Raw genomic sequence first — 25,912 nt, 5'->3', positions numbered from 1 at the left:
TACAGAATCGCTTACACACGCCCTTCAACCTTCCGCAGGACACCCACCGTGAATGCCGCCGCCTCCACCGACACGCCCTTCGCTCTGCCAACCCGCGTACTCGTCGCCGTCGACGCGTCGGCCGCCTCCCAGCAGGCGCTTGCCTACGTGCAAAACCTGCTGCGGCCCGAGAACCAGGTCCGCCTCGTAAGCGTGGCGGAGAACCCGCGCACGCTCGTGCCGACCGGCGGATTCGTCGGCAGCACGCTCGACGTGGCTCGCGCCGAGTTGCGGCGCGACGCGGCAGACGCGCTGAGCCACGCCAAAGCGCTGCTCGCGCCCAGCAACGCCGCGATCGAAACCGAGGTTATCGACCTCTCGCAGCACGGCGGCAGCGTGGTCGATGCGCTGATGGCCGAAGCGAACGCCTGGCAGGCGGATCTGCTCGTGGTGGGCGCGCGCCAGCATCACGGCGTGATGCGCTGGGTGGAGGGAACGGTGTCCGAGCCGCTTGCGCGACTCGCGCGGTGCCCGATTCTCGTCGTGCCGGAGCGCTTCGAAGTGAAGCCCGGCCAGGTGCCCACACGCCTCTTCTTTGCGCTCGATGCGAGCCACGTGGCATTGCAGGCGCTGCGTTACGGCATGCGCTTCGCCACGCGCAACGCTCACGTGCATGCCGTGTACGTGGTGGACCGCGCGGTGCGCCTGAGCGACCTCGTGCCCATCGACATGCTCGAAAACGCGTTCATCGACGAAGGCAAGGCGGTGCTGGCCAATGCGGAGCCCATTCTCAGCAGCGCCACGTCGTCGGCCACCACGGCGCTTCTGAAGACCGAAATCGCCGGCGACGATGTCGCTCACGCCATCGTGCGCGCGGCCGACCACTGGCACGCGGAACTCGTGGTCATGGGCACTCACGGCCGGCGCGGCATGGCGCGCTGGGCGCTCGGCAGCGTGGCGCAGCGTGTGGCGCAGCTCACCAGCGTGCCGCTTCTGCTGGTTCACTCGCAGGAGGTATGAGGGTTTGCGGCAGCGTGCGGAGCGTGTCGAACAGCGCCCGCACGGCGGCTCACGCAAACCGGCGCTAGAACCGCAGGCGCATCAACGCGCCCTCACCGGGCGCGTCGTCCACTTCGATCCTGCCGCCGTGCGCTTCCATGATCGTCGCCGCGATGGCGAGCCCAAGGCCCGCTCCGCCATTACGGCTGCGGTCGAGCCGATAGAAGCGATCAAAAATTCTCGCGCGCTGATCCGCGGGAATACCAGGCCCGTGGTCGCGCACCGAGCAACAGCGGCCCGGACCGCTCACCACTTCCACCGCCGTTCCTCTCGGCGTGTGCTCCAGCGCGTTCTCGATCACGTTGCGCAGCGCCCGGCCAATGGCTTCCGCGTGGCCGCGAACGGTGGCGCCGCCTGCATCGACAAAGGTGATGGAACGCCCGCGTGCCACAGCAAGCGGCAGCAGATCGGTGGAAACGTCGCGTGCCAGCGCGTTGAGATCGACGCGGTCGTCTGCGGCAATTTCTATCGTGCTCGCCTGCGCCATGTCCAGCATCTGGTCCACGAGCCGCTTCATGCGCTGGGCGTCCCGCGTGAGCTTCGTCTTCGTCTCTCCGTCCGGCAGATTGCCGATGCCGAGCATCAGGATGGCAAGCGGCGTGCGCAACTCGTGCGCCGCGTTACCCGCGAATTCCCGCAGCGTTTGCACTGACCGCTCAAGCCGGTCGAGCATGCGGTTCACCGATCCGACCAGCGCCTGCACCTCCCAGAGTGGCGTGGAAGCCTCGATGCGCGCGGCAATCTGCGCCGGATCGATGCGGTCCACGGCGGCAATGGTTTCGTCGAGCGGCTTGAGCGTGCTTCGCACCACGCTGAAGTTGAAGAGCAGCAGCAAGCCTGAGAGCAGTGCGAGCGGAAGTACGACATGAAAGCGAACCTCGTCGAAGATCACGGGAACGAAGGGCTTGAAGCCGCGGCCGGCAATCGCCACGGTGATCCAGTAAGGACGGTCCGCCACGGACACGCGGCGTGTGCCCGTCAGCAGAAAGCGGTCGCCCCACGTCTCGCGCTGCGTCCGGATGACGAGAAACGACATGGGCGGCTCCTGGTCGATGCGCAGATCGCCGTCGTCGTGGCGGGCGATGATCGCGCCGCCCTTCTCGTGAATCACGAAGGCGCGGCGAGTATCGGGCGCGAGCGGCCGCGCGAGATCCTCGGATAGCGCGATGCCGGCACCCGCGCTGCCGGGGGCAATCTCCCGCGCAATGCGGGCCGCCTCGGCCGAGATGAGCAGCTGGTCGAGTTCATTGGGGTTGCGCACGTACATCCACACGACGGCGAGCAGCTGGGCCAGCATGAAGGCGCAGCCCACCACGGCGAGCCGCACGGAGATCGTGAAGAAGAGCGTGCGGCGACGGCGCCGCAGCGCGCGCATGCCGCTCCCGTCAGCTATGGGGCTGCGGCTCATCGCTGTCCCCGTCCGAAGCTTGCGCGGCGGTCAACATGTAGCCGATGCCGTGCGCGGTATGCATCACCACCTGTGCGTCCGCGGCGGCGAGGCGGCGCCTCAGGCGCGACACCACCGCTTCGAGCGCGTTCGGCGTGACCTCGGCTTCGAGTGCATAGAGCGAATCTTCGAGCGCCCCTTTGGTCACTACGTGCCCCACCCGCCGCATCAATCGTTCGAGCAGATCGAGTTCGCGCGGCGGCACCGGCACGACGCGGCCCGAGACGCGCACCTCCCGGCCCGCCGTATCGAGTTCGAGATTGGCCACGGCAAGCGTGGTGCCGAGGCACGAACCCGGCCGGCGCAGCAGCGCGCGGCACCGCGCCGCGAGTTCGCGCAGCTCGAACGGCTTGACGAGATAGTCGTCGCCGCCCGAGTCGAGCCCGATCACGCGGTCGTCCAGACTGCTGCGGGCCGTGATGATGAGCACAGGAACGGTGTGGCCGCCGCGGCGCATGGCCTGCACGAACTCCACGCCGTTGCCGTCCGGCATGCCGAGATCGAGCAGCACGAGGTCGTAGGTGTTCGAGGCGAACGCGCGCCTTGCGAGATCGAGCGTCGCGCACGCGTCCACCGCGAAGCCTTCCTTCGAAAGCCCATCGGCAATGAGCGAGGCAAGCCTGCCGTTATCTTCGACGAGCAGCAGCCGCATGATCCACGTCCGTTCCCGAGGCGGGCCGTTTGCGCCCGGTCACCATGGCAAGCACAAGGTTCTCGCGATGCCGCCGGCTCTCCACCAGCGCCGCCATCACGTGCAGCGCCGCCATGGCGAGCACGGCATCGACGAGGAGCGCGTGCGTGGTCTGCAGCCATTGCTCGCCCCAGAACGCGTCGAGTCCCTGCATCCAGCCCGTGATGCAGACCGCGGCCAGCAGCGCCATCAGCGCGAGCATCATGAGACCGCCCGCCGGGTTGTGACCGACGTAGCGGCGATCACGCCCCGCCGCGGCTCGCGCGAGATGCGCCAGCGCGGCGCGCGGGCTCGCCACGAAGTCGGCGAACCGCGCGTGCGCACTGCCGACAAAGCCCCAGACCACACGCACGACGAGCGCGCCCGCCACCGCGTAGCCCACGTAACGGTGCGGCGCCTTGCCGGCTTCGAGCAACAGATAGTTCGCGAGCACGCCCGCCACAACCGTCCAGTGAAAAACGCGCACGACGGGGTCCCATACGCGGACCGAACGCGGCTTCGCGTGACGTACGGCAGCGGCGGGCGCGATCAGCGTTTCGCGAGGATGCGGGGGGAGCATGGCTAGTCCACGTTGCTTTGAACAACCGCGCCCGTCACCGGATTGAAGTAGACCTCGGCCTTGCGGCCGTCGCCGGTGCGCCCGTAGATCTCGTAACAACCGGAAGCGGTTTTCTTGAACACCTTGATGTCCTTGTAGCCCATCTGACTGATCTTCTTCTGCATGTCCGCTTCGCTCAGCCACTGCGATTCGGGCTGACGCGTACAGGTAGGACTGGCGACGGCGTGGCCCGCGATGGCGCCCAGCACGGCGATAGCGGCGATGCGTCCAATGCGTTTGCAATTCATGTTGCGACTCCTCTTGCTTGAGATGACGAGCGCAAGACACGCTCATTGCCAAGGTTAGAGACGCCTTCTGACCGAGTCCTGACGGGCCTGCATCAATGCTCGCCGTGTCGCGCAAACGGTTGTTCCAACGCGCGGCAGACGTCAGGACATTGTCAATGCCGCACGACAACATGGTCGCTGTCGCCACGGTCGGCGACGTCCCCGAAAAGGAATGCTGATCATGAAACTCTTCACGCAACTGGTTCCCGTGGCCGCGCTGGCGGCGCTTTCGTTCGCCGCAGCCCCCGCGCTCGCCGAGGGCCAGCTGAAAGACCAGACGAAGCAGAACCTCGAGGCCGCCATGCACGGCGAGGCCTACGCGCACCTGAAGTACCTCGCCTACGCCGAGCATGCCCGCAAGAGCGGCCACCCGGAACTCGCGAAGCTCTTCGACGAAAGCGCGAACGTAGAGGCCAACGAGCACTTCGCACGCGAAGCGGAAGCGCTGAACCTCGCGAAGTCCGACGAAGCCAACCTGGCCGACGGCATGGCCGGCGAGCACTACGAGAACACGAAGATGTACGTCAAATACGCGGAGCAGGCCGACGCGGCCGGCGACAAGAAGGTGGCGGCCATGTTCCGCCAGATTGCCGCCGACGAAGGCGATCACTACACCGCGTACAAGACGGCCGCCGAAAAGCTGCGGGCCGGCAGCAAGTAACGCAGGCACGTCACCCACGCACATCGCGGACGCACATGCCCGAGTCCGGGCATGCAGCCCGCGTGCGTTCGAACGCGGCATCAATCGTGGCATCGGTGGCGGCATCGCGTTGGCGTGCGCGAGGCTGCCACCGGGCCGCTTCGCTTGCTCCATTACCCGTTTTCCGCGAGCGCATGAAACAGTTCGTCTTCCTGAGCGCAATGCAGCCGCACGATGGCGTCGAGCGCGTAGAGAAGACGCTGGAATTCGCGCAGGCTCGCGGCGTCCGGCCCTTCGGGCGGCACGTGCGCCGTCATCTGTCTGAGCATGCGTGCAAGGCGAAAGATCTCGCGATGCGTGCCGCTCATCGCGGCCATGGGGTCGTCTCCACCCATGAGTTGCGCGAGGCCGGGATAAAGCTCGATGTCGTCGTGCTGCTCGTGCGGCACGAGCTGCTGCGCAAGCGATTCGTTCATGCGCGTGAGCGCACCGGCAACGGACTGCGGCGGCATGCGCGGCAGTTCGTCCGCGAGCGCTCTGATCTGCTCCATCACCGGTCCCAGTTCGGCATGGTCGGCTTTCAGGCGGTCCGCGTCGTCGCGCGGGAGACTGCCCGGCGCGGTGCCGGGGTGTATGCGCAAGGCGCGCAGCGCATTGAGGATCACGGCGACGTCGATGACTTCCTGAAGCAGCGCGCCCGCCAGCGGCGGCAGGTAGCCGGCCGCGGCCACGGCCATCGCCGCGAACGAGAGCGTCATGCCTGCCACCACGCTTTCCATGGCGATACGGCGTGTGCGGCGTGCCACGCGCAATGCGTCGACGAGGCGGTCCAGCCGGTCCACCAGCAGCACGACGTCGGCGGCCTCGGACGACGCCGCCGCGCCGCGCGCGCCCATCGCCACGCCCACGTCAGCGGCAGCGAGCGCCGGCGCATCGTTCACGCCGTCGCCCACCATGACCACCGTGTCGTCGCGACGCGCAGCCTGAATGGCGGCGAGCTTGTCCGCGGGTGTCTGCTCGGGCATCACCTCGGTCACGCCCAGCATGGCGCCCACGGTTTCGGCCACGTCGCGCCGGTCGCCCGTCAGCATGATGAGCCGGCGAATACCTTCCTGCCGCAAGAGACGCAGCGCACGCGGCGTCTCCAGCCGGATCTGGTCGGCCAGTTGCACGGCGCCGATCATCACGCCGTCCACGGCCACGAATACGGCAGACGCGCCCTCATAGGCCACGCGCTGCAGGAACGCCGTACACCACGGCTGGGGCGCGGCGACCTCCGACACATGAGCGAACGACCCGATCGCCACCGCGCGGCCGTCCACCTCGCCCGTCACGCCGGCCCCTGCACGCTCCACCACGTGCGAGGGCACCGCGAGCGCGAGATGGCGCTCGCGCGCGGCCATCGTCACCGCCTCGGATATCACGTGCGCCGACGCCTGGCCGAGCGACGCCGCGAACCGCAGCACGGCGTCGGGCGCCGTGCCCGGCGCGCTTTCCACGGCCACGAGCCGCGCGTGCCCGCCGGTGAGCGTGCCCGTCTTGTCGAAGAAGAGCGCGCCTGCCTGCGCAAGCCGCTCCAGCGCGCCGCCGCCTTTCACGAGCACGCCGCGCTTCGCGCACCGCGACATGCCCGACACGATGGCCACGGGCACCGCGAGAATCAGCGGGCACGGCGTGGCCACCACGAGCACCGCGAGCACGCGCGTAAGGTCGCCCACGGCGAGCCAGCTCGCGCCGGCAAAGAACATCGCGGCGAGCATGAAGAGCACGGCGTAGCGGTCCGCGAGCCGTTCGGCGGGACTGCGCGCCTCGCGCGCGAACTGCACCATGCGCACGATGCCGGCGAACGTGCTGTCGCCCGCACTCGCGGCCGCCACCATCTCGAACGCCGGACCCACGTTCAACACGCCGCTTTGCACCGCTTCGCCCGGCCGGCGCGGCTGGATGGCGGCCTCGCCCGTGAGCGTGGATTCGTCGAGTTCCGCGGGGTCGGTGAGGCTGCCGTCCACCGGCACGAATTCGCCGGTGCGCACGAGCAGGCGGTCGCCGGCCTGCACGTCGTCCAGTTCCACGCGGCGCCACTCGCCCGCTTCGAACCGGTTGGCGTGGCGCGGCGCGTGCGCGAGCAGTGCCGTCATTTCGCGCTGGGCGCGTGCGTGGGCATAGTGTTCGAGTGCCCGGCCGCTTGCGAGCATCAAGGCGATTACGGCCGCGGTGAGCGATTCGCCCAGCGCGAGCGCAAAGCCGATGGCCACCAGCGCCAGCACGTCGACGCCGGCTTCGTGACGACGCAGCGCGCGCACGATGGACACCGCGAGCACGAGCAGCACCGGCACGGCGCCGAGCGTCCAGAGCGCATGCGCCACGGCGGTTCGTCCGAATGCCGCGAAGCCGAGGCCTGCCGTGAGACTCAGGGCCGAGGCGAGCAGCGGAACGAACGTGATCCACGGCATTCGATCGAGGAAAGACAGCCAGCGTGGCATGGCACAAGTATGGGAATGGGCAGCGACGGGATACGGGGTGCTGTTCACGAGTGTATGGAGCGGTATCGCGGGTCCGTTGACTCGCATCAAACCTTGTCGGATGAAAGCGGTCGCGCCGCGTTCTTTGCCGGCTTGACGTGCGTCAACCACAGCGGCATCCACCGCCGCAGAATGGAATGCTGCAAACAGCTGCAAGCGTATCGGCCGGGAGGTCCATCGTGGCGACGCTGTCCACACTGTTCGTCGTGGTACTGCTCATCAACCTCATGCCGGCATTCGCGCCGCCCACCTGGATGGCGATGTCGTGGGTCGGCTTCAATGTGCCGGACGGCAGTCCGTTCGTGTTCGCCCTGGTCGCCGCGAGCGCCGCCACCATCGGGCGGCTGATTCTGGCCACGTTCGCACGCTCGCTCGTGCGCGGCAAGCTGATGCGCGACGCCGACCGCGAGAACATCGACGTGGTCACCGCGTGGCTCGCCAAGCATCAGAAGACCACCGTGAGCGCGTTCTTCGTCTACGCGTTGAGCCCTTTTCCGTCGAACTATCTCTTCATTGCCTATGGGCTTTCGGGGTTGCCGCTGCGCTTCATCGGCGCGGCGTTCTTCGCGGGGCGCGTGGCGAGCTACGCGCTCTGGGCGCAGCTGGGCCGCCTTGCTTCGTCGTACATCGACCCCGAGGCGCAGCTGGAAGACGGCTACCTCAGCGGCTATTTCATCGTGACGCAGCTCGCGCTGCTCGGGCTCATCTATACACTCACGAAACTCGACTGGAAAATGCTGGTCGAGCAGCGCAGGCTCGCGTGGCGGCGGCGGGCAAAACGAACCAAGGATGTGAAAAGCAGTCGCCATGCGCAGCGTTGAAGGGCGGCGTACAGCCCTCGCTGTGTCCGCTGCACTGTCGCCCCGCCTGAAGCCTTTCCTTTGACGAACGAAGCAACGACATGAAGACCGAAGAACTCTTTGACGACACCGAGAACAACGAGCACACGCCTGCCGAACGCGCCGCCGCGGCGTCGCGCAGCACGTGGGTCAGCGTGGTCGTCAATCTCGCCTTGACCCTGGGCCAGGTGCTCGCCGGTCTGCTTTCAGGCTCGCAGGGTCTGGTGGCGGACGGCATTCATTCGCTATCCGATCTGATTGCCGACTTCGTGGTGCTCTTCGCGAGCCATCACAGCAAGAAGGGCGCGGACGAAGCCCACCCGTACGGCCACCAACGCTTCGAAACGGGCGCGTCGCTGGCGCTGGGCGCGCTGCTCGCCGCGGTGGGCGTGGGCATGCTGTGGTCGGCGGTGCACAAGCTCGAAGACCCCGCGTCGGTGCAGCGCGTGCATGTCATCGCGCTGTGGGTCGCCGGTGGCGCGCTCGCGGCCAAGGAGCTGCTGTTCCGCTACATGCTGGCCGTGGCCAAGCGCGTGAAGTCGAGCATGCTGGTGGCCAACGCGTGGCACGCGCGCTCTGATGCGGCGTCGTCGCTGGTGGTGGGCGTGGGCATTATCGGCAACCTGGCGGGCTACCCGATACTCGACCCGATCGCGGCGCTCGTCGTGGGTCTGCTGGTGCTCAAGATGGGCTGGCAGTTCGGCTGGGAAGCACTTCACGATCTGATGGACCGTGCCGCCGACGATCACGAGGTGGACGCCATCCGCGAGACGCTGGTGAGTTCACCCGGCGTGATCGGCGTTCATGACCTGCGCACGCGCAAGATGGGCGACATGGTCGTGGTGGACGTCCACATCGAGGTGGCGGGCGCGATCTCCGTGGAAGCGGGGCACGACATTGCCGTGGAGGCGCGGCGCCGCGTGCTGTCGCGCCACCGCGTGCTCAACGTGATGACGCACGTCGATCCGCGCAGGGCGACGGCGCCTGATGCATCCGCCGTGGTGGCGGCGGAGCGGTGAAGCAGGTGTTGAAGCACGTGTTGAAGCGGAAGCGTTGCAGCAGGCGCCGTTGAAACAACCATCGACGCCCGCGCTGGCCCGCGTGGCCCGGCCTGCGTGGCGCCCTCAGAACTGCTGATCGTAGGTCACGCGCACTTTCGTCGCGTCGATGCTGTCCTTGCGCTTGATCGACAGATCGATGCGATAGCGCCCTTGCCACGGCATGTCGAAGTAGTTGCCGTAGGTGACCGTGTCGTTGACCTTTAACGGCTGCAGCGCCTTGACCTGCACCTTGGGGCCCGACTTCGGACCTGGGCGCGTCACCTTCGCCGTCACCGCGGCATCGTCGATGCGCGCGCCACTGGCCTTGTCGTACAACGCGACCACGAGGTGATAGCTACCCCGCGCCGGCGCCGAAACGGCCTCTGTCGGCGCGCTGGCGCTGCCTTCCACGGCCTGGGCACGCTCGGCCGGCACGATGCCGAAGTGGATCGTCATGCCGTTCTTCGTGACGCTGCGGTCCAACTGGGTCGCATGGGCGGAAACCGACGCGGCCAGGAACAGTGCGACCGCGGGAATCATCAGGAATCGAAACTTTTGCATGGTGCCTCCATCGATGCGTCGCGACGCGAAGCCCCTTGCTTCGTAGCGACCTCGTCGCCCACAGCGGCACGCTGCAATGGCAGGTGCCGGCGCTGAGCGACGCACAGGTTCCATGCTGTCGCGGCAAGAAGGCTGGGGGCTTGACACATGTCAACGGCGCTCGACAGCGGTCAGCGGCGCACCGAATCTCCTGAACGGGCGCGCGGCAACGACACCGTCACGCGCAACCCGCCCAGCGCCGCGGAGCGCCCCACCTCGACCTGCGCGCCGTGCACGGCGGCAACACGCCGCACGATAGACCAGCCGAGCCCGCTACCGCTCGGCGCGGCGGCCTCCTCCTCCGAGAAACCACCGCGAAAGAACCGCTCGCCCAGGCGCTCGAGTTGTTCGTCGGCAAGCCCCGGGCCGCTGTCTTCCACACCCAGCACCACGCGCTCGCCACGCCTGCGCACCCACACGGCAATGTGCGCAAGCGCGGGGCTGTAGCGCACCGCGTTGTCCACGAGATTGCGGATCAGCGACGCGAGCAGCACCTCGTTGCCCTCGACCGCGCAGGCATCGCTCGCCTCCAGTTCGAGTTGCTGGCGCTTGCCGAGCGCCTGCGGCGCAATGTCGGCCACCACTTGCTGCGCGAGCGCGGGCAGCGCGACCTCGGCGGTATCCATCGGCGCGCCGGCTTCGAGGCGCGAGAGCAACAGCAATTGATCGACGAGGTGAGCCGCGCGGTCGCAGCCCTCCAGCAAGCGGCCCAGTGCATGCCGGCGCAACTCGAGGTTGTCTTCGGCCATCGCCACCTGGGCCTGCGCCTTGATCGCCGCGATGGGCGTGCGCAGTTCGTGCGCGGCGTCGGCGGTGAAGCGCCGTTCGGCGTCCAGCACGGCGCGAATGCGATCGAAGAGGCGGTTCAGCGCATCGAGCAGCGGCACCATTTCGAGCGGCGCATGCTGCATGCGCACGGCGTCGAGCGCGCGCGGATCGCGCCGCGCGAGCGTGCTGCCCAACTCCCGCAGCGGCTTCGCGCCGCGCCGCACAGCCCACCACGTGGCGAGCAGGAGCACGGGCAACGCCAGCGCCATCGGCCAGAAGGCGCCGCGCATCACGGCCAGCAGAATCGCCCGGCGCGAATCCACCTGCTCGCCCACGTAGACCTCGACGTCGTGCTGCACGCCGCGCGCGGCAAACACGCGCCAGGTCTTGCCGTCGATGCGCACGGTGGAAAAGCCCGCCGCATGCGAGCGGCCGGCGCTCATCATCGGCTCGGTGGGCGCGTTCGCGGAGCGCAGCCCGAGCCGCCCCTCGTGGAACACCTGGAACGCCACCTTGGGCGCATAGGGATGCAGGGTGGGCGCGTCCATGGCGTCTTCGTCGTCGTCCACGGCGCGGGTCTCCTGCATGACGAGCAACGCCGCGGCCTGGGCGAGATGGCTGTCGAGCAGTTCGTCGATCTCGTGCCGCGCATCGTGCCAGGTGAAGGCAGCGGCCACCAGCCACACGGCGAGCAGCACGCCGGCAACGAGCAGGAGCAGCTGGCCCTGGAGCGAGCGCGGCCGGGTCATGCCGGCCCCGTGGGTTCGCGCAGCAGCACGTAGCCCACGCCGCGCACGGTGCGGATCAGGTCGCTGCCCAGCTTGCTTCTCAAGCGATGCACGTGCACCTCCACGGCGTTGCTCTCCACTTCCTGGCCCCAGCTGTAGAGATGCTGCTCGATCTGCTCGCGCGAAAGCACGCGCCCCGCGTTGAGCATGAGCACGTGCAGCAGGTCGAACTCGCGGGTGGCGAGCGCCACCGGCACACCCGCGCGATACACCGTGCGAGAGGCGGGCTCGAGCACGATGTCCTGCGCTTCGAGCCGCTCGCCGGGCCGGCCGTGTGCACGGCGCACGAGCGCATGCAGACGGGCCGCCAGTTCGTGCAGATCGACGGGCTTCACCACGTAGTCGTCTGCGCCGGCATTGAGTCCGCGGATGCGATCCGGCACGGCATCGCGTGCGGTCAGAACGAGAATGGGCAGCTCCACGCCCGCATCGCGCGCCACGCGCAGCACTTCCAGCCCATCCATGCGCGGCAGGCCGAGGTCGAGCACTGCCGCCGCATACGGATGCGCGCGCAGCTCGCGCTGCGCCGCGTCGCCGTCGCGGACCCAGTCCACCTGGAAACCCTGCTGGCGCAAGCCGGCGCGAATGCCGTCGCCCAGCAGGGGATCGTCTTCTATCAGCAGGATGCGCACGTCCAACAGGGCCCTTTCGTGTTTCTCGTGTTTCTCGTGTTTCTCGTGAGTCGCGTGAGTCGCGTGATGCTCACGAATCAATCGCTGTCGTGATCGCTATCGTTGCCCTGGCCCGACCGATGCACGGCGCCCGCCGCAGGCTCCGTCAACGATGCGCCTGACCGCGGCGCCGCCTGCCATTGCGACCCCCACCACGCGAGCACGGCGACGATCAGGAGCGCAGCCACGCCCCATCGCGCGCTGCGAATGCCGTCGCGCACGCGCCCGGACTTGTATCCCGTCACCATCGAACGAACCAGGTTCTCGCGGTGCAAGACACTGCTCACGAGGACCGCCGCCACGTGAATGGCCACCAGCGCGAGCATCGCGTTGGCCGCGCCCTCGTGCAGTTCCGCGAAGGCTTCGCCGCCCACGTCGTTGTAGGCGGCCCAGCCCGTGGCGCCGATCGCAAGCGTCAGCAGCAGCATGACCACGATCGCGACAGCGCCCGCAGGGTTGTGCCCGACATGCGGCTCCGGGTGCCGCTTCACCAGACTCGCGAGATACCGCACCACCGCGCCCGGCGCCCGCACGAACGCGGCAAACCGCGCGTAGCGCGTGCCGGCGAGCCCCCAGATCAGCCGGAACGCGACGAGGCCCACCATCGTGTAGCCGAGCGTGACGTGCACGAGGCGCCACCGTTCGCTTTCCGCCGTGAGCCAGGCGAGCGCGAACGAGACCACCATCAGCCAGTGGAAGACGCGCACGGGCGCGTCCCAGACCAGAATGCGGACGGTGCCGGCGGGACGCCCGCTCGCAGAAGTGCCGTCGGCCGGCGACATGGACTCATTTTCCATACGGGATGCGGATGTATCGTTCATCGAAATTCCCCTGATCTGCACGCCGGTGACACGCGGCGCAGTTGGACGGGCTCTTCACCGCGGCAAGCCGCCACACCGAGGGCGACACTTCGTCGTGCGCGGCGGCGAACCAGCGGCTGCGGGTGATGCGGTCCTCGGGCGGCGCCTTCGCCGCCGTGCCGCCCTGCGCGGCATGCGCCACGAGCCAGCCTTCGATCTGCTTGACGGAGGCCGCGTCGAGCGACGCATTGGTGCCGAAGTGATGCTCGAGGTTGCCGAGAATGTGCTGCCACGACTGCGCGGGCAGCATGCCGGGCGGATAGGCGATATGGCATGCCGCGCATTCCTGCTGGTACTTGGGCAGGGGCGCCACGGCGCTCACGTAGGGTTCGTCGTCTGCGAAAGCAAAGCCAGCGAGCGCCGTCATGGCGACGGCGGCCAGCGCACGAGCGACGGCAGGACGCGCAGTACGCGCTGCAAGCGGGAATGGAAAATCCATGTGCCTGTCTCCTCGATTGGACCGGTATACGGTTGGCCGGCCGGTCAGGGTTTGATCGATATCAACCAGCTCAGCACATCGGCCTTTTCGGCGGCGGTGCATTCGCGGCCCACGACGTCGCCGCAATTCCGGCGAAACCACTTCTCGACTTTCGCGGTATCGGTGAAGCGCGCGGGATTGAAGCCCGGTGCCAGCGGCGCGATGGTCTTGCCGGTGGCCGCATGCTGGCCGTTGCCGGTGGGCATGGCGCCGTGGCAGCTCGCACAGGCCCATTCGTGCCCGTGCCGGCTCGTGAAGAACTGCTGGCCGCGCGCGGGCACGGGTGCCGTGCCGGCTTGCGCGGCATAACCGCTGAGGATTTGCGCCGGGGTCTCGGCATGCGCCTGCGGGGCCAGCGTGGCGGCGGCGAGCGTGGCGATGGCGGTGATGGCCGCTATTGCCGTTGCGTTTGCGATGCCCGTGCGGACACGCAGCGCGTGCATCACGCGAGATGGGCGAGGACTTCCGAAGGTCGGCATCGTGGGTTCTCCCAGTGGATGCCTCCCATGTTCGGCAGGGTTCCTTACCGCTTTCTTAACGGTGGAGTGCGGTGGACTGCGGCCCTACGAGGCCGGGACCTTTCGCCGGATCGGAACGAACCCGACTTGCAGGCCGAAAAGCTTCGCAATGCTATTGAGCGATTCGACGGTCGGGTTGCCGGTGCCGCGCTCGATGTCCTGAATCACCCGACGGCTCACGCCCCGGTGCGCGGCGAATTCTTCCTGCGTGAGACCCGTCATCTCGCGCATCGTTTTCATGGTCTCGGCAATGCTCATATCGCCGCGCTCGATGCTTTCGTAGAACGCGCGACGCAGCGCGTTCTGCTCGTCACGGGTCGGCGGGTTACGGCGCGGCATGGGGAGACTCCGGCGGTTGAAGCGCTTTGAGTTGCCGGACCTGCGCGTCGATGGACGGCGTCAGGAATTCGACGATGTCGTGATCGACGCCGTGCTTTTCCATGATGCCGGCGAGGCGCTCGAGCTGCGCGCCGAATCGGCTCATTGCGCGGGCGAGTGCGCGGCGCTCATCGTCAGGTAGAGACAGCGCGGCAAGAACGTCGCCCCATTCCCCCAGTTCGACCTGGGTGTCCGGGTGATACCACCGCAGCGTGCGGGCCACGCCTTCGGGGTCCAGGTACATCGGTGCGAAGTCGAACAACGGCGTGAGCCTGACCGTACCGTCGACGAGTTGTACCGCCGTATTGCGTGCGTGATTGTCGGTGTTGCGCATGGCGAGATTCAGCACGTCGCGCTTGAGGAATTCGAGCGTCTCGGCCGCGGGATCGGTCACGACACGGCGAATGCCGGCGACAACCTCGAACAGACTCGGGCGCCGATCAAAGCCGGACAACCCCAGAATGGACGCGACGCTTTCCTGATGAAGACGCACGACGCTCCCGTTGCGGGCGATCCGGTCAAAGCGCGGAATCAGCAGCACGTCGCCATGCAGCGTCGGCAAATCCGCGTGCGTTCGAATACCGAGTGCGGCGGCCACCCGCATATACGCCGCCTCGTTGCGCAGGACCTTTTCGTCGGCGGCCGTCTTGCCACGCGGCAATTTCGCAATGAGGTGCTGCGTGGCATCGGCATCGGGCAGTACGGCATCGCCGTGCAGCAGACCCGCCCGGTCGCGCGTCAGCAGATATTTCGGCGCGGCGCCCTGCACACCCGTGGTGCCCGTGCCCAACATGCCGTGCAGGCGCATCCGTTCCGCGAATTCGGCGCTGCGGGCCATGACGTCGTCCATGGTGAGGCCCGGCAGGCCGCGCGAGGCCGGATGCCGCGCGACGTGCGTCTCGAAGTAGCGGACCGCCTCGGCAACCCGAATGCGGCCCACCGGATTGAACGCGCCCGTGCAGATGAGCGGGAAATCTGCGTCGGGGCCATCCGCGAGTTCCAGTTCGCCCAGCAGGAACCGACGACCGGCGCCCTGCGGGACCAGATCGTAGAGGAAGGCGGGCATGGTGCGGGCGGCGCGAATATCCATGTCCACCGGCTCGGCCAGAGACAACGAGGCATCCGTATGCTCGACGGCATACATGACCTGGTAATTCCATTGGCAAAGTCGGCCGTCGAGTTCGATCTGGGCGCAATCCACCCAGCGGTCGTCGAGGAATATCTGTAGGGTGCAATCCATCAAGCGGCTCCGTTGTGCTTCATAAATGTAGCACAACTGCTCCATCTACCCCTTATACGCCTCTTATACGATGCTTTTCAGCGCACAACCGGTACCCCCTACCCCTTCGTCGCCCCAAACGTGAGCCCCGCCACGAAGTGCTTCTGCATGGCGAAGAACATCGCGACCGAAGGCAGCGCCGCGAGCACCGAGCCCGCCGACACCAGGTTCCACGCCGTCGTCCATTGCCCCTTGAGCGCCGCAACGCCGACGGTGATGGGCGCTGCGTCGTCGCCCTGGGTGAGGCAGAGCGCCCAGAAGTAGTCGTTCCAGACGAACGTGAAGACGAGGATGCCGAGCGCCGCGAGCGCGGGCCGGATCAGCGGCAGCACGATGCGAAAGAACACCGTCAACTCGCCCGCGCCCTCGATGCGCGCGGCCTCGATCAGCTCGAACGGCAACTGCTTGATGAAGTTGCGCAGGAACAGCGTGCAGAAGCCGGTCTGAAACGCCGTATGAAACAGGATCAAGCCCTGCACCGTGTTGAACACGCCCAACGCGAGCGAAAGGTCGCGCACGGGAATCATCAGCACCTGGATCGGCACGAAGTTGCCGGCCACGAATGTGGCGAAGAGCGCCGTGTTGCCGCGAAAGCGATAGGTGGCAAGCGCAAAGCCCGCCATCGCGGCCAGTGCGATGGCGCCCACCGCCGCGGGCACCGTGATCAGCACGCTGTTCCAGAAGTAGTGAAGCATCGGCGAGGTGGTCAGCGCCTCGCGATAGTTGTCGAGCAACGTGATGTGCTTCGGCCACCCCCAGTAGTTGCCTTCGCTGAGTTCCTCGGAAGAACGCACGGAAGTGACGAGCACCGCGATCATCGGCAAGAGCCAGATGACGAGCGCAACGGGTAGCGTGAGCTTGTAGAGGCCGCGATTGACGGGCTTCCACTTTTCGACGGGCAGCGGATACATGGCGGCCTCCTTAGTGTTCCGCGCGCAGCATCCGGCGCAGATGCCACACGATGTAGACGAGCATGATCGCGAACAGCACAACGGCAATCGAGGCCGAGTAACCGAGGCGGTAGTACTTGATGGCCTGGTCGTACATGTAATACGCGAGCACGGTGGAGCTTTCGAACGGGCCGCCGCCCGTCATCACGGAAATCAGGTCGAAGCTGCGCAGCGCGCCGATCACCGTGACCACGATCGCCATGAACGTGGTGGGCCGCAGTTGCGGCAGCACGACGTGCCAGAGCATGGACCATCCGCGTGCGCCTTCCATGCGCGCCGCTTCCAGTTGTTCCGCGTTGAGCGACGTGAGCCCCGTGAGGTACAGGATCATGCAGTACGCCGTTTGCGGCCAGAGCGCGGCGAACACGATGCCGAAGGTGGCGTAGTGCGCGTCGCCGAGCACGGGCACGCCGTGGCCCAGCATCATCGCGAGCAGGCCGAAGGTGGGGTCGTAGAACCACGAGAACACGAGCCCCACCACCACGCCCGAGAGCACGAACGGCGCGAAGAACAGCGACTTCACGAAGCGAATGCCCGCCACGCGCTGGTTCAGATAGAGCGCCACCGCAAGGCCCGCGGGCGGCGCGAGCAGGAACAGCACGAGCCAGATCAGGTTGTTCTTGAGCGCCGTATAGAAGGTGGGCGCCTGAAACAGTTCGACGTAGTTCGCAAGGCCCACGAAGGTGCGCTCGCTCATGCCGTCCCAACTGTAGAAGCTGAGCGTCATGGTGGAAAGAATCGGCCAGATCACGTAGACGGCCACCATCGCGCAGGCCGGCGCGAGGAACAGAAACGCAGCGCGGCGCTGGCGGCGTGCGGTAGGCGAAGGCCGGCGCGACGGCTTGCCGCCCGTATTGCCGCCCGTATCGCCACGCGAGGCGGACGAAGGCGGCAGACCCGACGCGGGTCCGCCCGGCACGGGCTGGACGCTCTGACGTGTGATGGAATGCGACACGGCGATTCTCCTGGCGAGGCGGGTGGCTTCGGGCGCTGGCCTACGTGGCCCAACCTGCGCGGTCCGACTCTACAAGCCGGACCGCCCTTCAACCACCCACACTCGCTTCGAGCTTACTTGTGATAAATCCGCTTGCGCGTGGCTTCGAGCTGCGCGAGCACAGCGTCGAGCTTCGTCGGATCCGCCACGAACTGCTGCATGCCCTTCATGCCTTCGTCGGCCATTTCCTTGGTCATGTCGCGGTCGTAGAACTGGGCGATGCCGCCGCGCGTGGTGGACAGAATCTGGAAGCCGATGCGCGAGATGGGATCTTCCGGCTCAGGCGACTTGCTGTTGGCCGAAAGCGAGCCGAGCCCCGCTGCGATCTTCGCGCCGATCTCCGGCGTTTCCACGAACTTGAGGAACGTGCGCGCGTCGGCCTTGTTCTTCGCCTTCGACGGAATGTGCAGCGACTCCACCGGGCCGTCCTCGGCGGTAGGCACGTTCGGGTCGATGATCGGGAAGCGGAAGAAGCTCATCTCCTCTTTCACGCTCGCGGGGAAGCCACCCGTGATGAACGTGCCCATCAGCATCATCGCGGCCTTGCCCTGGAACAGGAACGGCTGCGCCGAGTCCAGATCGTAGGAAAGCGAGTTGTCGATGAAATCGTGATCGTCGATCAGTTGCTTCCACGTGGTGTAGACCTTCTTCACGCGGGCGTCGGTGTAGGGCACTTCGCCCGCCATCAGTTTCTGGTGGAACGCATTGCCGTTCAGGCGCAGGTCGAGATAGTCGAACCAGCCCGCGAGCGTCCAGGCGTCGCGGCCCGCCACGGCAATCGGCGTGATGCCCGCGGCCTTCAGCTTGCGGCACGCGTCGAGGAACTGGTCCCACGTTTTCGGCTCGGCGTCGATGCCGGCCTTCTTGAACAGGTCCTTGCGATAGAACATGCCCCACGCGTAGTACACCGTGGGCGCCGCGTACTGCTTGCCCGCATACGACGACGCCTCTTTGGTCGACGCATACATGTCGTTCCAGCCGTTTTTCGCCCAGTCGCCGGTGAGGTCTTCGAACAGGCCGCGCTTCGCGTAGTAGGCCATGCGCTCGCCGTCGTGCCAGTTCACGATGTCGGGCGCGACGGTGGTGAGCCAGCCAGGCAGTTGCACCTTGTAGGCTTCCTCGTCGATGAACGACGCCTTCACGTCGATGTCGGGATGCGCCTTGTGGAAGTCGTCGAATACCGACTGCCACACCGCGCGCTGGCTTGCGCCCTTAAACGCGACGTTCACCGCGAGCGTGCCCGCGTGAGCCGAATTCGCGATCCACGATGCGGCCGTTGCCACCGCGAGTGTGGCGGCTGCGAGCCCGATGCGGAACCTGCGTGCCTTCACCGTCATGTCTGTCTCCTTGGTTTTTAGGTTGCCTGCGACTGGTACTGCGCGATTGGTTCGATTGGTTCGATTGTTTCGACCGGTGGCGAAAAGAGCGTGCTCAGGCCGGCGTGCGATAAGCCGCCACGCCTTGCGGTTCGACATCACGCGAGCCGAGCACGAAGGCCGAGGCGTCCACGCCGTCGACGGTGTGCGTCGCTTCGCCGTAATTGAACACGTAGGTGAGCCCGCCGCGACGGCTCACGCGAACGCTCTCGCCAGGCGCGGTCACGTTGAGCCCGCTTTCGCCTGCGATCTGCGCGAAGACGTGGGCCGTGAGCGCATCGTCGAACAGGCTTGCGAGGTAGTTCACGCGGCCGCGGCGCACCCAGGCGGGATGGCCGTCGCCGAAGGTGGCCCGCACTTCGGCGCCGGACACGTAGCGTTCGGCGTCTGTGCCCGTATCGATCAGATCGCGCCAGTGGCGGCCCACACCTGCGAACGGCTTCGCGCCGGCTACGGCATGGCTCGACACCACCGGCACGTCCACGTTCGGCCGCAGCGATTCCACGCGCCACACGCGCGCACCCAGCAAGTCGGCGAGCGCACCCGGCGGAAGGTTCGACGGAATCTGCAGATCGCGCGTCTTCGATCCCGTACGCGGCCCGAGCACCACCTGTGCGCCGGAGCGCGCGAGGCGATCGGCGAAGTCGTCGGGCACGACGGGCAGCGGCGGCACCACCACGAGCTTGTAGCCGTCGAGCGGCGCGTGAGCCGGCACGATATCGACGTCGAGCCCCAGCGAGCGCAGCGCCGAGTAGTACTCGAACGCGAAGCGCGGGTAGTGGAAGTCCGCGCCTTGCGGCTGGACCTCGAAGAGCCACTTGGCCTCGTAGTCGAACACGAGCGCGACGTCGGCCTGCACGTTGTGCGTGGCGTCGGCATGCGCGTCCAGCACGCGGCGAATGTCGGCGGCCACCTGCGTGGCTTCGTTGCCGCCCAGGTCGAGACGGTTGTCGGGCGTATTGAGGCCCGCGTGCATCTGCTCCTGCGCGAACGGCGCCTGGCGCCAGCGGAAGTACGACACGCAGCCCGCGCCGTGCGCAAAGGCTTCCCAGCTCCAGAGGCGCACCATGCCCGGCAGCGGTGCGGGGTTCCACTGCGCCCAGTTCACGGGACCGGGCTGCTGCTCCATCACCCAGAACGGCAGCTTCGACATGCCGCGATACACGTCGTGATTGAACGACGCGAAATCGGGATGCCCCGTGCGCAGCCAGCGCGCCTTCAGTTCCGGCGCGAACCACAGTTCTTCGAGCGCGCCGAGCGGATAGCTGTCCCACGTCGCGACGTCGAGGTCCGCGGCCACCTTGTAGTGATCGAACTCCGTGAAGAGCTGCATGAAGTTGTGCGCAACGGGCCGCCCCGGCGAATGCGCACGGATGATCTCCACCTGCATGCGGTTGTAGCGCGCCACTTCGTCCGACGCGAAACGGCGATAGTCGAGCCGGTGCGACGGATGCGCTTCGGTGACCGTACCGATGGGCGCGTCGATCTCGTCGAAGCTGCGGTACTCCATGCTCCAGAACACGGTGCCCCAGGCGCGGTTCAATGCGTCGACGGTGCCGTAGCGCGCGCGCAGCCACTCGCGAAAACGCGCCACCGCAGCAGGCGAATAGCTGACCACGGTCTGGTGGCAACCAAACTCGTTGTCGGTTTGCCAGTACGCCACGGCGGGATGCTTGCCGTAGCGCTCGGCCACCGCCGTGCAGATGCGCTGCGACGCTTCGTAGTACGACGGCGACGAGAAATCGTAGTGACGGCGCGAACCGAAGCCGCGCACGCGACCATCGGCGCCTACGGGCAGGATGTCGGGGTGCCGGTCGATGAGCCACTTCGGCGGCGTTGCCGTGGGCGTGCACATCACGACCTGCAGGCCCGCTTTGCCGAGCACGTCCACGGCGCGGTCGAGCCAGCCCCAGTCGTATTCGCCGGGGCTCGGCTCCATGCGGCTCCAGGCGAACTCGGCGATTCGCACCTGGCTGATGCCGAGCGCCTTCATGCGACGGGCGTCGTCTTCCCACATCGATTCGGGCCAGTGTTCCGGGTAATAGCAGACTCCAAGGCGCATTGCGTTTGTCTCCTGGGTGTTCTGTGTGCTGGTTGGCAGGTGTGTGCGTGCGGGACGATCAGGGACGGTGAGGGACAGTGCGGCGCGGCTAGGCCACGTGCTCGGCGGTCTGGAGCAGCGGCACGGCGCGGCCGTCTTCGGTGAACAGGTGGCAGGCGGCGGCACTGGCTCGGAACGTGACGCGATGACCGCGGTCGATCTGCGCGCCGCCCGGCACCTTCGCGATCAGCACGTCGCCGCCGGGCTGGTCGAGATGCACGTAGCTGTGCTCGCCCAGGCGCTCCACGAGCACGACGCCGCGTGTGAGCGTGACGCCTTGCACGTCATGACCGGCTTCATTGCCCGCAGCGGACTCGCCCAGCGCAAGTTCGAGATGCTCGGGACGCACGCCGAACGTGACCGGCTGGCCTGGCTGCAAAGCACTGCCGTCTACGGCCACGCTCACGCGTTCGCCCGTGTGCGCGAGCGCGACGGTGACACCTTGCGGGCCGATGCCGGCGACGGTGCCCGGCAGGAAATTCATGCGCGGCGAGCCGATGAAGCCCGCCACGAAGCGGCTGGCGGGACGGTGATACAGCTCGAGCGGCGCGCCGCTCTGCGCGATGCTGCCGTAGCGCTCGGCGTCGGCGCCCGCGTGCAGCAGCACGACGCGGTCGGCGAGCGTCATGGCTTCGATCTGATCGTGCGTCACGTACACCACGCTCGCCTTCGCGAACTGCCGGTGCAGACGCGCGATCTCGATACGCGTCTGGCCGCGCAGCGTGGCATCGAGATTGGAAAGCGGCTCGTCGAACAGGAACACGCCGGGCTCGCGCACGATCGCGCGGCCAATCGCCACGCGCTGACGCTGGCCGCCCGAAAGCTCCCTCGGACGGCGTTGCAGCAAGGCGTCGAGCTGGAGAATGCGCGCGGCTTCGTTGACCTTGCGGGCAATCTCGTCTTTCGGCGTCTTCGCGATCTTGAGACCGAAGGCCATGTTCTCGAACACGGTCATGTGCGGAAAGAGCGCGTAGCTCTGGAACACCATGGCCACGCCGCGCTGGGCCGCGGGCACGTCGTTGACGACACGCCCGCCGATCCACACCTCGCCGTCCGTCGCGTCCTCCAGGCCCGCGATCACGCGCAGCAGCGTGGACTTGCCGCAGCCCGACGGCCCGAGGAACACGCAGAACTCGTTTTCGCCAATGTCCAGATCGACATCGCGAATGACGGGCGCCGCGCCGTCATAGGCCTTGCGCACGCCTCTCAACGAAATGCTCGCCATTGCATCGACTCCGTGATTTAATCGCTCGAAGTCGGAGATTAAGCGCTTAATCAACCGTCCGAAAAAAATTGACCGCGGGTGCGATCAATGGCCGGCTGTTGTCTCCGATATCGTTTTTGGGTGGAGCAATAGTGCCGTCCAAACAGCGATGACGCAAACATTGAACAGGCGTCCCAGATAATGGAAGCCCCATGCCCACACTCAGCGAAGTCGCACGCCACGCAGGCGTGACGCCCGCCACTGTCTCCAACGTGCTGCGCAGCCGGGGCCGCGTGGGCGAAGAAACGCGCCGGCGCGTACTGGAAGCCGTGGAGGCGCTCGGCTACCGGCCGCATCTGGCAGCGCGCGCGCTGGCCGAAGGCCGCGCGCCCACCATCGCGCTGATGGTGTCGAGCATCGCGAACCCGTTCTATCCCGAGTTCGCGCTCGCCGTGGAGCGCGCGGCGCGCGCGAGCGGCCACTTCCTCATCATCTGCAACACGAATGAGGATCCGCTGGTGGGCCGCGCGTACCTGGAGCAGATCGCAGGCACGCTCTCCGAGGGCGTGCTCGTCACCAATGCGAACCTCGACTTCGCCGACCTGCGCCTGACCGAAGCGCGCGGCGCGCCCGTCGTGCTCTGCATGTGGGAGCGGCCGAACGAGCCGCCCGGTCTGCCCTGCGTGGCTGTCGATTTCCGCCTGGCCGGGCAACTGGCGGGCGCGCATCTGATCGAGCTGGGGCACCAGCGCATCGGCGTGATCGTGGGCAGCAAGGTCTCGGGCATTCACGCGGCCCGCTACGACGGCTTCGTGGATGCCGCGCGCGCCGCCGGCATCGAAGTGCCCGCGGCGCACGTGCGCCAGGCCGCGGACACGGTCCACGGCGGCTATACGGCTACGCGCGATCTGCTCGAAGGCGACCCGTCCATCACGGCGATCTTCGCCACCAACGACCTGCCCGCGCTGGGCGCCATGCAAGCCGCGGCGGACCTCGGGCTCGAGGTGCCGCGCGACCTCTCGGTGGTGGGCATCACGGACATCCTGCCGGCGCGCGAATCGCGGCCCGCTTTGACGACCGTCGCCGTGCCCACGGTGGAAGCGGCGGAACTGGCGGTCACGCTGCTGCGCGAGTTGATCGAAGGCGCGCCGCGCGAGGTGATAACGGGAACCGACCAGGCCGGCACCGACCAGCCCGCGCCGCGCATGTGTCTTGCCTCGGCGCCGAAGCTCGTCGTGCGGGCCTCCACGGCGCCGCCGCGCGTGGCGTCATTCATCGCGTAATTCGCCGTAACGCCCGCGCGCGACGGATTCCCGCCCGGCGCCCGTTCAAACAGAAACGGAACCCATCCGCTGTCTTGAACGGGAGAAACCTCTTATGAAGTTCCTTGGCGTCCTTCGAGCGCTTTGCGCCACACGTTTTGCCGCACGTTTTGCCGCACGGTCCGCCACGCGTTCCAGTGCACGCTCCACTGCAAGTTTTCCTGCACGCGTTCCTGCACGCTCGGCAGGCCACGTCCGCCTCGCCGCCGCGGCCGCCATCCTGCTGGTCGCCCCGGCCGCCTTCGCGCAGGCCGTCATCATCGCGCCGGTCGCGCCGCCGCCTCCGCGCGTGGAGGTCATGCCGGCGCCGCGGGTCGGCTACGTCTGGGACCAGGGCCGCTGGCGCTGGGCGCACGGCCAGTACGTCTGGGTGCCCGGCCACTGGCAACCCGTGCGCGTGGGGTATCGGTGGGTGCCGGGCCACTGGGTGCGGCGCGGGCCGAACTGGCGCTGGGTGGAAGGACATTGGGCGCGTTGAAGTCTCTCGCCCTTCGACGGACGCAGTTATCCGATCAAGCGAACCCGCCCAACGCGAATGGTGAAGCCATGAAGACACTTCTGATCCTGACGCTCGCCGCGGCCACGCTCGCCGGCTGTGTGGTCGTGCCCGCGCGGCCCGCGTATTACCGTCCCGCGGTCGTCGTATATTGACGACCGAACGGGGCACACGCCGCTGCCGAAGCAATGCAGGTCGAAACCGAAACGCCCGCACGTTCGCCGCTTGCGCCCCGCGCAGCGCAGACGCAAGCCATGCCGCGTGCCGGCACCGCCAACGGACCATCCGATCCGCAGGGAGCCACTCCAGGTGAAAACGATTCGTGCCCGCAGACACGCTTCGGCGACCTCACGGGCTCAACGCCGGACCGCACGGAACAACGCCCCTTGAGCGAAAAGCGACCGTCGAGCGAAGAGCGGCCCTTGAGCGTAGCGGGCCGCTTCGATACGCGTGACCCTGAACGCGACCCCGACGCGGACCTCCTTGCGCGGGTCGGCCGGGAAGAGCCTGCGGCCGTGCGCGCCCTCGTAGCCCGCAAGCTGCCGCGGCTGCTTGCGCTCGCCACCCGCATGCTGGGCGACCGCACAGAAGCCGAGGACGTCGCGCAGGAAGCGTTCGTGCGCATCTGGAAGCAGGCGCCGCGCTGGCGCGAAGGCGAGGCGCGCTTCGACACGTGGCTGCACCGCGTCGCGATGAACCTCTGCTACGACCGGCTGCGCGGCCATCGCGAGGACCCCGTGGACGAGATACCGGACGAGCCCGATCCCGCTCCGCTGCCCGACGCGCGGCTCGAAGCGCGTGCGCGCGACGCGCGCGTGCAGGCCGCGCTGGCGGCGCTGCCGCCGCGCCAGCGCGAGGCGCTCGTGCTCAACTACTACCAGGAACTCTCGAACATCGAGGCAGCGGCCGTGATGGGCATTTCGGTCGATGCGCTGGAGAGCCTGCTGGCGCGCGCACGGCGCAACCTGCGCGCACAACTGGCCGGCAGCGGCCCCGAAACAACGTGAGGACATGCCATGACACCTGAGAGATTCCGGGCCATCGTCGAGGCATACGGCGCCGAGCCGCGCCGCTGGCCCGCAAGCGAACGCGCCGACGCGCAAGCCTGGGCCGACAGACACCGTGCCGAAGCGGATGCGCTGCTCGCGAAGCAGTCGAGCCTCGACACGTGGCTCGAAAGCCACCTCGTCGCGCCGCCGGACCACGCGCTTTACGAACGCGTGATGGCCTCCGCGCCTGCGGCCTCGGCTGCGGGCAGTCGAAAACGCGGGCGGCCGCGCTTCTTCTGGCAGCGCTCGCCACTCTGGTGGTCGGGCGCCGCGATTGCGGGCGTGGGGCTCGCGGGCGGGCTGGCCGGCGCGTTCGCCGTGTCGTTCTTCCTCGTGACAGGCGAGCCCATGCACGAAGCGAGCGGGCCTTCCATGACGACGAGTTTCGGCGGATCGTCCGCGGACTGGAGCGGCGAATGAGCGAGCGGTCCTGGAAATTGACGCTGGTGGGCTCGCTCGTGCTCAACGCGTTCCTGCTGGGCGCGATTGGCGGCGGCGCGATTCAATGGTTCAGCACGCGCGGCGAAACCCACGCGGCAGCACGCGTGCAACCCCCGACGGCGCTGCGCTTTGCCGCGAACGAACTGTCGCCCGAGCGTCAGCAGCAGTTTCTCGATGCGTTGAAGCGCGCGCGGCGCGAAGGCCGCGACTTCGCACTCGAAGGCCGCGAAGCGCGGCATCAGGTGCTGGAACTGCTCGCGGCACCGCAACTGGATCGGCCGGCACTCGACGCCGCCCTCGCCCGCACGCGCGCCGCGGACACTGCGCTGCGCACCCACATCGAGCAAGGCGTGGCCGACTTCGCCGCGACGCTCACGCCCGACGAGCGCGCGAAGTTCGCCGAAGGACTCAAGCGCCGTGGGCAATGGCGGCTACCGCTGCAGCAGCAGAAGGCTCAGCAGCAGAGTGAACAAGGCAGCGAACAAGGCAAGGCGCAGGAAGGGCAGGCGGCCAGCGAGTGAAGTGGCCTTTCAGCCC

27 protein-coding genes are annotated in these 25,912 nt (G+C 67.5%); 9 read left to right on the top strand and 18 right to left on the bottom strand.

What is annotated here, in order from left to right; all coding sequences use genetic code 11:
- Window positions 1-48 precede the first annotated feature (48 nt).
- Window positions 49-999 (top strand): universal stress protein, encoded by a 951-nt coding sequence (locus tag PKKP23_RS10915; RefSeq protein WP_126876872.1) that lies wholly within the window; start codon window positions 49-51, stop codon window positions 997-999.
- A 64-nt stretch (window positions 1,000-1,063) separates the two neighbouring features.
- Here the strand turns inward: PKKP23_RS10915 and PKKP23_RS10910 are convergent, their stop codons facing one another.
- From PKKP23_RS10910 to PKKP23_RS10895, 4 genes are read right to left on the bottom strand one after another with little or no spacing between them, the layout of a single operon-like run.
- Window positions 1,064-2,431: a HAMP domain-containing sensor histidine kinase gene (locus PKKP23_RS10910; protein WP_126876914.1), complete on the bottom strand. Its 1,368-nt coding sequence runs from the start codon at window positions 2,429-2,431 to the stop codon at window positions 1,064-1,066.
- On the bottom strand, window positions 2,424-3,137 hold the full coding sequence (locus PKKP23_RS10905) for a response regulator transcription factor (protein WP_126876871.1): 714 nt from the start codon (window positions 3,135-3,137) through the stop codon (window positions 2,424-2,426). The genes PKKP23_RS10910 and PKKP23_RS10905 overlap by 8 nt, the downstream gene beginning before the upstream one ends.
- Window positions 3,112-3,735, bottom strand: coding sequence for a cytochrome b/b6 domain-containing protein (locus tag PKKP23_RS10900; protein ID WP_017772982.1), 624 nt, complete (start codon window positions 3,733-3,735; stop codon window positions 3,112-3,114). Before PKKP23_RS10900 ends, PKKP23_RS10905 begins: the two co-directional genes overlap by 26 nt.
- Before the next feature lie 2 nt (window positions 3,736-3,737).
- The gene (locus PKKP23_RS10895) at window positions 3,738-4,022 is read right to left on the bottom strand and encodes a PepSY domain-containing protein (protein WP_017772981.1); all 285 of its coding nucleotides are present in this window, start codon (window positions 4,020-4,022) and stop codon (window positions 3,738-3,740) included.
- A gap of 220 nt (window positions 4,023-4,242) precedes the next feature.
- Between PKKP23_RS10895 and PKKP23_RS10890 the strand changes: the two genes are divergently transcribed.
- Window positions 4,243-4,722 (top strand): rubrerythrin family protein, encoded by a 480-nt coding sequence (locus PKKP23_RS10890; RefSeq protein WP_126876870.1) that lies wholly within the window; start codon window positions 4,243-4,245, stop codon window positions 4,720-4,722.
- Between the two features lie 152 nt (window positions 4,723-4,874).
- Here the strand turns inward: PKKP23_RS10890 and PKKP23_RS10885 are convergent, their stop codons facing one another.
- A complete protein-coding gene (locus PKKP23_RS10885; protein ID WP_126876869.1) occupies window positions 4,875-7,154 on the bottom strand; it encodes a heavy metal translocating P-type ATPase in 2,280 nt (759 codons plus the stop codon).
- Between the two features lie 248 nt (window positions 7,155-7,402).
- Between PKKP23_RS10885 and PKKP23_RS10880 the strand changes: the two genes are divergently transcribed.
- Both PKKP23_RS10880 and PKKP23_RS10875 read left to right on the top strand, forming a co-directional pair.
- The gene (locus PKKP23_RS10880) at window positions 7,403-8,044 is read left to right on the top strand and encodes a hypothetical protein (RefSeq protein ID WP_126876868.1); all 642 of its coding nucleotides are present in this window, start codon (window positions 7,403-7,405) and stop codon (window positions 8,042-8,044) included.
- A gap of 80 nt (window positions 8,045-8,124) precedes the next feature.
- The gene (locus tag PKKP23_RS10875) at window positions 8,125-9,081 is read left to right on the top strand and encodes a cation diffusion facilitator family transporter (protein ID WP_042299679.1); all 957 of its coding nucleotides are present in this window, start codon (window positions 8,125-8,127) and stop codon (window positions 9,079-9,081) included.
- 105 nt (window positions 9,082-9,186) lie between these two features.
- On the opposite strand, the gene PKKP23_RS10870 is transcribed toward PKKP23_RS10875, so the two are convergent.
- The 13 genes from PKKP23_RS10870 to PKKP23_RS10810 all read right to left on the bottom strand — a co-directional run bounded on the left by PKKP23_RS10870 (window position 9,187) and on the right by PKKP23_RS10810 (window position 22,088).
- Complete coding sequence (locus tag PKKP23_RS10870; RefSeq protein WP_126876867.1) at window positions 9,187-9,663, bottom strand: hypothetical protein; 477 nt, start codon at window positions 9,661-9,663, stop codon at window positions 9,187-9,189.
- Between the two features lie 170 nt (window positions 9,664-9,833).
- On the bottom strand, window positions 9,834-11,219 hold the full coding sequence (locus PKKP23_RS10865) for an ATP-binding protein (RefSeq protein WP_126876866.1): 1,386 nt from the start codon (window positions 11,217-11,219) through the stop codon (window positions 9,834-9,836).
- On the bottom strand, window positions 11,216-11,890 hold the full coding sequence (locus PKKP23_RS10860; protein WP_126876913.1) for a response regulator: 675 nt from the start codon (window positions 11,888-11,890) through the stop codon (window positions 11,216-11,218). Before PKKP23_RS10860 ends, PKKP23_RS10865 begins: the two co-directional genes overlap by 4 nt.
- A gap of 77 nt (window positions 11,891-11,967) precedes the next feature.
- Complete coding sequence (locus PKKP23_RS10855) at window positions 11,968-12,750, bottom strand: cytochrome b/b6 domain-containing protein (RefSeq protein ID WP_420873214.1); 783 nt, start codon at window positions 12,748-12,750, stop codon at window positions 11,968-11,970.
- A complete protein-coding gene (locus PKKP23_RS10850; RefSeq protein WP_126876865.1) occupies window positions 12,716-13,228 on the bottom strand; it encodes a diheme cytochrome c in 513 nt (170 codons plus the stop codon). Before PKKP23_RS10850 ends, PKKP23_RS10855 begins: the two co-directional genes overlap by 35 nt.
- Before the next feature lie 44 nt (window positions 13,229-13,272).
- On the bottom strand, window positions 13,273-13,710 hold the full coding sequence (locus PKKP23_RS10845; RefSeq protein WP_126876911.1) for a DUF1924 domain-containing protein: 438 nt from the start codon (window positions 13,708-13,710) through the stop codon (window positions 13,273-13,275).
- A 120-nt stretch (window positions 13,711-13,830) separates the two neighbouring features.
- Window positions 13,831-14,124, bottom strand: a complete 294-nt coding sequence (locus tag PKKP23_RS10840; protein WP_017772969.1) for a helix-turn-helix domain-containing protein — start codon at window positions 14,122-14,124, stop codon at window positions 13,831-13,833.
- Entirely contained in the window at window positions 14,111-15,448 is a 1,338-nt protein-coding gene (locus PKKP23_RS10835) for a type II toxin-antitoxin system HipA family toxin (protein ID WP_240658889.1), read from the bottom strand. Before PKKP23_RS10835 ends, PKKP23_RS10840 begins: the two co-directional genes overlap by 14 nt.
- Before the next feature lie 53 nt (window positions 15,449-15,501).
- Entirely contained in the window at window positions 15,502-16,353 is an 852-nt protein-coding gene (locus PKKP23_RS10830; protein ID WP_126876864.1) for a carbohydrate ABC transporter permease, read from the bottom strand.
- 10 nt (window positions 16,354-16,363) lie between these two features.
- Window positions 16,364-17,347, bottom strand: a complete 984-nt coding sequence (locus tag PKKP23_RS10825) for a carbohydrate ABC transporter permease (RefSeq protein ID WP_176048918.1) — start codon at window positions 17,345-17,347, stop codon at window positions 16,364-16,366.
- 113 nt (window positions 17,348-17,460) lie between these two features.
- Window positions 17,461-18,717, bottom strand: coding sequence for an ABC transporter substrate-binding protein (locus PKKP23_RS10820; protein ID WP_420873218.1), 1,257 nt, complete (start codon window positions 18,715-18,717; stop codon window positions 17,461-17,463).
- Window positions 18,718-18,817: 100 nt separating this feature from the next.
- A complete protein-coding gene (locus PKKP23_RS10815; protein WP_126876861.1) occupies window positions 18,818-20,824 on the bottom strand; it encodes a beta-galactosidase in 2,007 nt (668 codons plus the stop codon).
- Window positions 20,825-20,912: 88 nt separating this feature from the next.
- Window positions 20,913-22,088, bottom strand: coding sequence for an ABC transporter ATP-binding protein (locus tag PKKP23_RS10810; RefSeq protein WP_126876860.1), 1,176 nt, complete (start codon window positions 22,086-22,088; stop codon window positions 20,913-20,915).
- A gap of 191 nt (window positions 22,089-22,279) precedes the next feature.
- On the opposite strand from PKKP23_RS10810, the gene PKKP23_RS10805 reads away from it, so the two are divergent.
- From PKKP23_RS10805 to PKKP23_RS10785, 5 genes are all read left to right on the top strand, one after another.
- Complete coding sequence (locus tag PKKP23_RS10805) at window positions 22,280-23,350, top strand: LacI family DNA-binding transcriptional regulator (RefSeq protein ID WP_126876859.1); 1,071 nt, start codon at window positions 22,280-22,282, stop codon at window positions 23,348-23,350.
- Window positions 23,351-23,606: 256 nt separating this feature from the next.
- Complete coding sequence (locus tag PKKP23_RS10800) at window positions 23,607-23,867, top strand: YXWGXW repeat-containing protein (RefSeq protein ID WP_126876909.1); 261 nt, start codon at window positions 23,607-23,609, stop codon at window positions 23,865-23,867.
- A gap of 440 nt (window positions 23,868-24,307) precedes the next feature.
- Window positions 24,308-24,892 (top strand): RNA polymerase sigma factor, encoded by a 585-nt coding sequence (locus tag PKKP23_RS10795; RefSeq protein ID WP_126876908.1) that lies wholly within the window; start codon window positions 24,308-24,310, stop codon window positions 24,890-24,892.
- A gap of 9 nt (window positions 24,893-24,901) precedes the next feature.
- Window positions 24,902-25,354 carry a hypothetical protein gene (locus tag PKKP23_RS10790; RefSeq protein WP_126876858.1) on the top strand — a complete coding sequence of 151 codons (453 nt, stop codon included), beginning with the start codon at window positions 24,902-24,904 and terminating at the stop codon, window positions 25,352-25,354.
- Window positions 25,351-25,896 carry a periplasmic heavy metal sensor gene (locus PKKP23_RS10785; protein WP_126876857.1) on the top strand — a complete coding sequence of 182 codons (546 nt, stop codon included), beginning with the start codon at window positions 25,351-25,353 and terminating at the stop codon, window positions 25,894-25,896. Before PKKP23_RS10790 ends, PKKP23_RS10785 begins: the two co-directional genes overlap by 4 nt.
- Window positions 25,897-25,912: the final 16 nt, after the last annotated feature.

The organism is Paraburkholderia kururiensis JCM 10599 = LMG 19447, from assembly GCF_003986935.1.
Classification (GTDB): domain Bacteria; phylum Pseudomonadota; class Gammaproteobacteria; order Burkholderiales; family Burkholderiaceae; genus Paraburkholderia; species Paraburkholderia kururiensis.
This window is presented reverse-complemented; position numbering and strand designations above follow the sequence as displayed.

What these genes read in the sequence shown, in the direction of transcription:
- PKKP23_RS10900 (WP_017772982.1), bottom strand. Translation starts at nt 3,735, where the DNA reads ATGCTCCCCCCGCATCCTCGCGAAACGCTGATCGCGCCCGCCGCTGCC.
- PKKP23_RS10845 (WP_126876911.1), bottom strand. Translation starts at nt 13,710, where the DNA reads ATGCACGCGCTGCGTGTCCGCACGGGCATCGCAAACGCAACGGCAATA.
- PKKP23_RS10890 (WP_126876870.1), top strand. Translation starts at nt 4,243, where the DNA reads ATGAAACTCTTCACGCAACTGGTTCCCGTGGCCGCGCTGGCGGCGCTT.
- PKKP23_RS10870 (WP_126876867.1), bottom strand. Translation starts at nt 9,663, where the DNA reads ATGCAAAAGTTTCGATTCCTGATGATTCCCGCGGTCGCACTGTTCCTG.
- PKKP23_RS10895 (WP_017772981.1), bottom strand. Translation starts at nt 4,022, where the DNA reads ATGAATTGCAAACGCATTGGACGCATCGCCGCTATCGCCGTGCTGGGC.
- PKKP23_RS10855 (WP_420873214.1), bottom strand. Translation starts at nt 12,750, where the DNA reads ATGAACGATACATCCGCATCCCGTATGGAAAATGAGTCCATGTCGCCG.
- PKKP23_RS10810 (WP_126876860.1), bottom strand. Translation starts at nt 22,088, where the DNA reads ATGGCGAGCATTTCGTTGAGAGGCGTGCGCAAGGCCTATGACGGCGCG.
- PKKP23_RS10835 (WP_240658889.1), bottom strand. Translation starts at nt 15,448, where the DNA reads ATGGAGCAGTTGTGCTACATTTATGAAGCACAACGGAGCCGCTTGATG.
- PKKP23_RS10785 (WP_126876857.1), top strand. Translation starts at nt 25,351, where the DNA reads ATGAGCGAGCGGTCCTGGAAATTGACGCTGGTGGGCTCGCTCGTGCTC.
- PKKP23_RS10830 (WP_126876864.1), bottom strand. Translation starts at nt 16,353, where the DNA reads ATGTATCCGCTGCCCGTCGAAAAGTGGAAGCCCGTCAATCGCGGCCTC.
- PKKP23_RS10850 (WP_126876865.1), bottom strand. Translation starts at nt 13,228, where the DNA reads ATGGATTTTCCATTCCCGCTTGCAGCGCGTACTGCGCGTCCTGCCGTC.
- PKKP23_RS10885 (WP_126876869.1), bottom strand. Translation starts at nt 7,154, where the DNA reads ATGCCGTGGATCACGTTCGTTCCGCTGCTCGCCTCGGCCCTGAGTCTC.
- PKKP23_RS10790 (WP_126876858.1), top strand. Translation starts at nt 24,902, where the DNA reads ATGACACCTGAGAGATTCCGGGCCATCGTCGAGGCATACGGCGCCGAG.
- PKKP23_RS10875 (WP_042299679.1), top strand. Translation starts at nt 8,125, where the DNA reads ATGAAGACCGAAGAACTCTTTGACGACACCGAGAACAACGAGCACACG.
- PKKP23_RS10905 (WP_126876871.1), bottom strand. Translation starts at nt 3,137, where the DNA reads ATGCGGCTGCTGCTCGTCGAAGATAACGGCAGGCTTGCCTCGCTCATT.
- PKKP23_RS10840 (WP_017772969.1), bottom strand. Translation starts at nt 14,124, where the DNA reads ATGCCGCGCCGTAACCCGCCGACCCGTGACGAGCAGAACGCGCTGCGT.
- PKKP23_RS10865 (WP_126876866.1), bottom strand. Translation starts at nt 11,219, where the DNA reads ATGACCCGGCCGCGCTCGCTCCAGGGCCAGCTGCTCCTGCTCGTTGCC.
- PKKP23_RS10815 (WP_126876861.1), bottom strand. Translation starts at nt 20,824, where the DNA reads ATGCGCCTTGGAGTCTGCTATTACCCGGAACACTGGCCCGAATCGATG.
- PKKP23_RS10805 (WP_126876859.1), top strand. Translation starts at nt 22,280, where the DNA reads ATGCCCACACTCAGCGAAGTCGCACGCCACGCAGGCGTGACGCCCGCC.